General features: G+C 55.6%; 3 protein-coding genes. 1 reads left to right on the top strand and 2 read right to left on the bottom strand.

Annotation, left to right across the window (positions count from 1 at the left end; all coding sequences use genetic code 11):
• Window positions 1–1,435: helix-turn-helix transcriptional regulator (locus JQM68_RS13285; RefSeq protein WP_235223505.1), on the bottom strand; the 1,435-nt coding region annotated here is incomplete at its 3' end.
• A gap of 114 nt (window positions 1,436–1,549) precedes the next feature.
• Between JQM68_RS13285 and JQM68_RS13290 the strand changes: the two genes are divergently transcribed.
• Window positions 1,550–3,787, top strand: coding sequence for an ankyrin repeat domain-containing protein (locus tag JQM68_RS13290; RefSeq protein WP_235223506.1), 2,238 nt, complete (start codon window positions 1,550–1,552; stop codon window positions 3,785–3,787).
• 42 nt (window positions 3,788–3,829) lie between these two features.
• Here the strand turns inward: JQM68_RS13290 and JQM68_RS13295 are convergent, their stop codons facing one another.
• Entirely contained in the window at window positions 3,830–6,646 is a 2,817-nt protein-coding gene (locus JQM68_RS13295) for a DUF262 domain-containing protein (protein WP_235223507.1), read from the bottom strand.
• Window positions 6,647–6,807 lie beyond the last annotated feature (161 nt).

Raw genomic sequence — 6,807 nt, forward strand, 5'->3', positions numbered from 1 at the left:
TTTCATACCGCTTCGCGGCGGCCTGCAGGGTCCGCTGGACCTCCTCCCGGAGGGATTGGGGCTCCAGAACGTCCACCAGGTCCGCGTACTGGAGGACAAAGAGCCGGGTGCCTGACTCCGAGGCTTTGAGGGATACCTCGGTGTAGCGCTGACTGGGCGGGAGGGAGTCCGGCTCCCGAGGCGTGGTGTAGCCCCGGATAGCGGTGCCGAAGAAGTCCATCAGGGTGCTCAGCAGGGAGAGGGGGCACCGCAGGCAGATGTCCACCGGCTCACCGGGATACATCACCGGGGAGCGGTCCCGGTACCGGCAGGCGTCGAAATCCGGGTCCTTTTCAAAGGCCTGGGTCTGAAGCTCCACATGCAGGACCCGGTCCAGCCGCAGATTCCGCATGGAGCCGTCCAGTTTGCAGATTAGATAGTAGTAGCCGTTGGACCACATCATGGCGTAGGGCTCCACCGTCATGACATAGGGCCGCCCGGGCCGATTGCTGTCAGGCATGGGCTGCAGCTGGGGCCAGAGTTGGCCCCTGTCGTTTACCCCCAGCTGATATCTGCCGTAGGTCACGCTGGCCAGACGCTGTTCCCGGATAGCCCGGTCCAACACCTTGATATGCTGGAACTGCATCCCGGCCTCCGCCTTCCGGGCGCAGCGCTCTCCGCTCCAGTCCCGCATACCGGGGGCCATCCGCTGCATCACCGACAGGAATTTTTCCGTCTGACGCGCATCGATGTAGGGGTAGACCCGAATGAGGTCGGAGAGGATACGCCACTCGGCGGCGCTGAGCAGGCTTTTCAGGTAGTACCTGCGGGTGGGACTTCGGCCCTCCTTCTGCCCCATGTCCTCCGGCGTGACGGTTCGATCCGCCGTTTCGCCCTCTAAGGCGGGGTCAAGGCCGTGGCGGAGGGCGGGGATGTATGTCCGTTGTCCTCCGGCGCTGTTCTTCATCATCACGCCGGCGAGGGAGATGAGGGGCGGGTTCCGACCGTCCGCTTCACCGAACTGCTCCATCAGCTTCGGCAGCCTGCGGTTCAGCGTACCTACGGGGATGGGGGCCGTGGCGGACGGCGTCAGCACGGCGGTCATGTCGCCGGACCATTCCGGCTGGCCGTCGGGGGTCTCCATCACCACATGAAGGGTGTCGCCGTGGGTGTAGGTGTGGAGGATGGCAGGCTCGCCCTCCTCGCACAGGACGGTGTGGGGGCAGAGGGTGTTGACGGCGTCTACATTTTTGGGCAGGTAACGGGTAACGGTCTTTTTCGAGACGGCGGAGCCGCCGGAGAGATGACAGTCGGCCTCCACATGGTCCGCCAACTGGGAGATGGTGATGGGGGCCTCCGGTGAAGCGTGGGCCGCCAGGGTATTCCAGATGTCCAGAATCGTCTGGATGGGCGGATTCTTCCGTCCGGTGCTGTTCTCTTCCTTTTGCTTGCGCATGTCCATCCCTCCAGCCGTTTTTCTTCAGTATACCGCTATGACACGGCGGAAACAAGTTATTTCGCATCTTTGTCCCGGCCTTGGGGATAGGATGAGGGCGAGGAGGTATGCGGTATGTTTTTTTGGGACCAGGAGAAAGATATGTACATGGTTGAGCGGACAGGGGAGGGGGAGGAGACATTGCTGACCGCCCTGTCCCAGGAGGATGAGACTCCGGTGCGAAAGGTGCTGGGGGACCTCCGGGAGCCGCTGTCGGGGCGGGGGACGTCGCTCTGCCTGCACAGGGCGCTGGACCGTTCGCCGGAGCTGTTCCGGCAGGTGCTGGAGCACTGCACCCCGGTAGAATTCGCCGACTCCTTTTATTGGCGGGAGGACGACGCGCAGTGGGAGGCTTGGGGAAGGGGCTTCATACTCCTGATTGCGGCAGCGATGGACCGCCCACTTCACGCCCGGCTGCTGCTGGAGCACGGATATGACTGCAACAGCGCGGGTATCGGCTTTGATGACTGGAGTTTTCAGTGGATGCGGGCGGGAGGGCAAAACACTGTACAGCTCTATGCCCGCCGCTGCGCCGCCCTCGGAAACCAGGTGAGGATGGCAGACTGTGCCCGGAACCGCACCCTGTCCATTTCCTGCGCCACGCCGCTGGCAGCCGCCCTGCTTTGCGGCAGCCTGCGGACGGGAGAAGTCCTGCTTGAGTGCCCCGGCGTCTGGAGGGCGGAGAGCAGCGCCGTCTGCCGGGCGGCGGTGATGGTGCTGGAGGGCGTGGGGGAGTCCCAACTGTCCGAAGAGCGGAGGACGGCGCGGCTGGAGCTGATGCGGCAGATCTTCTGCCCGGAGCGGGAGAGCCTGCCGGACAGGGAGACGTTTTTGCGGACCTACGCTTTGCAGCCTGCTTCCTTTGTGGATTTCTGCACCGCACAGACGCTGCGGTTCCAGCTGGAGGGCGGCCTGTGCGGCGGTGAGGAAGCCCGGAGGATACTGGAGCTTTGGGGTGAGGAGTACCGGATAGGGGAGCCGATCCGTGACGATGCCAGGGGCGGAAAGCTGCTGCTGATCCGGAAGTTTTTCCCCAATCTGTGCCGGGAGCCATGGGCTACCGGAGTCTTCCTGGGGGAGATTTTGCGGCGGAGCAGGAATGAAATGCCCCACCGCACGTTGCTGCGGGTCTGGAAGCAGCTGTGCGGCAGGGAGCGGGACCTGACGTGGGCGGGTTCGGAGCTGTGGAAGCTGGGACGGGAGGAGCTGCGGCGGTTTTTGGAGGAGACCGGGGAGGGCGGCACACTGCTGCTGGACGGCGACGCCGTGCCTTCCGGCTATGAGACGGACTGCCTGGCGGAGCTGATCAGCAAGGTGCGCTTCCGCCGCCGGGACGGAGAGAACGTCAGCAATCTGGTACGGCTGCTGCTGGAAACGGAGGATCTGCGGCTGCTGCGGGAGGCCGCCGGTCGGGGCGTGCTGGCCGGGGAGGACCCCGCGGCCCTAATGGAATACCTGATCAAAACGCCCCGCATCAGCAGTCATGTCCGGGCCGTGGCGATGGTCTACGGAGGCAGGGGGAGCGGGGCGGAAGCGCTCCCGCTCCAGAACTGGCGGGATCCCCGGCGGTGGGCGTACTGGAAGAACTGCTTCCCCATGGAAAAGGAGGACGAATGTCAGGCGGACCTGGACGCCGTGCTGTGCAAGCCGCTGTCTCCGGAGGAGTGCCTCTGGCGGATGTTCCGCCTGCAGCAGTATCAGAATAGCGGAGGGCTGATGAGATTTCACGTTGGCGGCTCCCGGTATCCCACCCTGCGGACCGACTCTCTGTGTGGCGTTGCCTGCTGCGCGGAGAATGGGCAGGCCATGGAGCTGATGATGGAGCATTTGCCCGGGGAGCTACTGAAGGTGGTGGAAGCGTCCTGGGACATGCATCTTTATTTCCGGGGCACACCCCTGGCACTGGCGGCGGCCCTGGGCCGGACGGAGCAGGTACGGCTGCTGCTGGAGAGCGGCCTGGAGCCGGATGAGGCGGGCCGGGGAGACACCTCCCGGGTCTTCGTGGTCTTCGTGATGCGGAGCTTCATGGAAAAAGGCGTCCCAGTGACACCACTGCTGGCGGCGATCTTGTTCGGTCAGGAGGAGACCGCCCGCCTGCTGCTGGACGCAGGCGCTGTCTGCGATTTTTCCCGCCCCGCCCATCTACGTGTGCTGCGGCAGGGCAGCGCCGCCAGCCTGGATCTGGCCGCCCGTCTGCCCGGCGTAGGCTTTGAAAAGATCCCGGAGCAGGAGGTGGAAGCGCTGCGGTTCGCCGTGTCCAGGGGCGGCGCGGCAGCTACGTTCTGGGCCTGTGTAGAGGAGAAGGAGTGGTAGCGGGGCCTATAGCTTGAAAGCCTGACCCCAAGGTTGTCTTTATCAGGGCTTGATTTCCTTTCCAGACAATTCAGCAATCAAATCTGGCAGTTCTGGCGGAATATTATCTGCACCCAGAATTTGGAGGAGGTCGTTCCCTCCATCCCACAAGTCTTTCAGCAAACGCTCCAACTCATCGGCGGTACCTATTTTTTTGATGTCTCGGGTCACGTTGCACAAAATGGTAGTTTTATAAGATGTATTCTTTTTCGATTCCAGAAATACCTGATGGATTGCTTTGCTCTTTATCTTACTTGCCTTTGCACGATAATCTTCTCCGCAATTCTTTTCCTCTATCGCAAATCTTGTAGCGTGCAGAATCACTTGCTGCAGATGGTGCGTTCTTTTGTTGACCTTTTTCACACTGGACTGTTTCCCCTTTTTTGCCGGATTTTTGTTTCCGGAGCTGGAGAGCTTTGCCTTTGCCGCAGATATGCTGTTGCCAAACGGAAATTTGCAGTCTTCAGGAACAATTTCCTTTTTGTCAAGCACAAGGTCAAGAAGGCCTGAAAAACGGGGCAGGATTCTGTCCTTCAGGTCATTCATTCGCTTGTTTGCTGCGTCAGAGTCATAGATCCCATTTTGATCCGCATATTCGCAGGGTGACGACTTGCAAAACATTTTTGCCATAAACAGGCTGCTTTGCCTATATTCCGTCATCTTTCCGCCATCCCCTTGCTGGATCAGCATCTTGGCCTTGGCCTTCTTATTCTGCTCTCCTTCCAGTAGCATGACGTTTTCCAGGTAATTTAGCCGTGTTGGAGAGATCAATGTTCCATATCCTTTTGGCCAATTTTTCTCACTTGACGGGAAAATATGCTCGATGTCCAATTTGTCCTGTGCGTTTACATTCATTTTCCAAGTATCTTCCGTATCGCTGTCATTTATCATCATATATTCGAGCATCAAAAGAACGAACCTTTTGATCCTGGCTTGCCCCAGGTCATAGATGGGCAGCGATACGATATACTGCTTCCAAATTTCTTCGGCCCTTCCGGTTACTTTCTCCCAATACGGCTGGTCTGCCTTGGCGCTAACGATCTGCTCCGCCATGCTTTTGCCCTTCAAATCCATGCATTTGGGGAAGTTGCGGTCCGCACTTTTGGCACCGTTGCCACTCCGATCCATCACATACAGCAAAAAGAAGATGATGCAGACCCTTTTGGTGATCTCTTCAATTTTGGCTTCTGTGCTCTTGATGTCCTTATCGCCGTTATTTGAAATGATACGTACGGCCCAATTCAACAGCAAGGAGTCCGCGGTGGATACTTCCAATCCATTCAAAAGCTTGACCCAGATCGGAGTGGAGATGCTGCCTGTTTTCGGGTCATCGGTCAATGTCAGCTCCTGTTTTCCCTTTATATACAAAAATATATTTGAGAAGGTCATCAGAGCGGAAAAGTCATACCCTTTTTCCTCAATAATCTTTTTATATTGATTATAAATATCAGCGCTTTTGCAGAACTCCCCGTTAACGCACTCACACAGGGCTTTCGCAAATCCTGGATTATTTGCCACTGTTTTCAGGTCATCCACCTTGGCCTTGGGATATTTCATCAGCAAGTAGTTTTTAATTTTTTCTTCAATTGTCAGCTTCTTTCCCGCACTGTTTATAGAGGAAAAAACATCGTATTGATACGATTTCGGACCGCTGATATAAATCACATCAAAGGTGCAGTTGACGTCCGTTAATCCACCCCGCTCTTCTAAAAACTCACATATCTTTTTGAGCAGATTGTTGTTCGGCAAAACCGTCAGGGGTGACTCCGGCTCTTTTACCGCGTTATAAAACGCGACCAGCGTTGTGAGCCTTTGCTGACCGTCCACGATATAACAGGCGTCTGCTTCCACCCTTAACACGATGGTTCCAAGGAAAAGAGGCTGATTGTTTTGACTGGCCCTGCATAGCTGCTTGTATAATTCATCCCAATTATACGCATCCCACACATACTTGCGCTGGTACTCCGGTATGGCAAGCCGGTATTTTTGATTTACGATCAGGTCCTGGAAGGTCTGCGTATCACAACTGTAATAAGACTCTACTGCGGGGGTGAGGATAAAGGGGGGCGTGGAAGATTCAGATTTTGCGGCAGGTGCGCTCAAGAACTTGTCTTTATATTCGTTCTGCTCCTTAATCCAGCTATGATACATATCAGGGTCTCCGATATTTACATAATTTGTCTGGATTAAAATGTGACCGATAAAGACAGGCTTCTCTTTTTGCAATTCGACCCAAAAGCCGGTGGGGATCTTACTTTCGTAGTGCGCATATATTTGAGAGAGTGTGAAGATGATTTCCGATATCGCGAAATCGTTACAAATAGAGATTCTTTTATTTCCGTCTACTTCGATCTCTGTTGTCTTATTTTGTTCTATCGCACGGCCCATTACGATTTTGAGCGTGTCACTGTTATCCCGCAGGAACGCATCGGTATGTATCATCTTTTGGGAATATGAAAACTCCACCCCATTTACGGTTACCTTGGATTTCCCATTTTTTATGTTGCTCTTTTCGATGGAATTCTCGCATTTCCGAAGCCAATCGTAAATATTTGTATAATCAGGAGCTTGAGATGCACTTTTTTGAGGTGAGATGCCTGCCAAAAAAGCCTCAATCATTGAGAAAGCGCTTAAGTCTTCGGGCTTTTCTATATCACGGCCTTTGCGTTTGACCCAGAAACCTCTTGCGGTATTATTGTTGTTTTTGGGATGCTCTTCAAAAGAGTCATTATTTAGACGCAGATACCGCGTATCTTTGTCACCTGACAGCAGTTCACGGTTTGGACACCATTCCAGCTTCTTTAGTTCACCATTTTTCAATACCTTTTTCGCAAACGTAAATGTTTGCTTTATCGACCGTGCATTCTCTGTTTTAAAATATCGAATGAATTTATTTAAAATGGGTAACTATTCAGGACCCCCGGTCCCAGGCATTACCAACAGGCCCTCGCCTGACCGGAGAGAGCCAATAGGATGGCGTG

This window comes from Oscillibacter valericigenes (genome assembly GCF_021531435.1).
Classification (GTDB): Bacteria; Bacillota; Clostridia; order Oscillospirales; family Oscillospiraceae; genus Oscillibacter; species Oscillibacter valericigenes_B.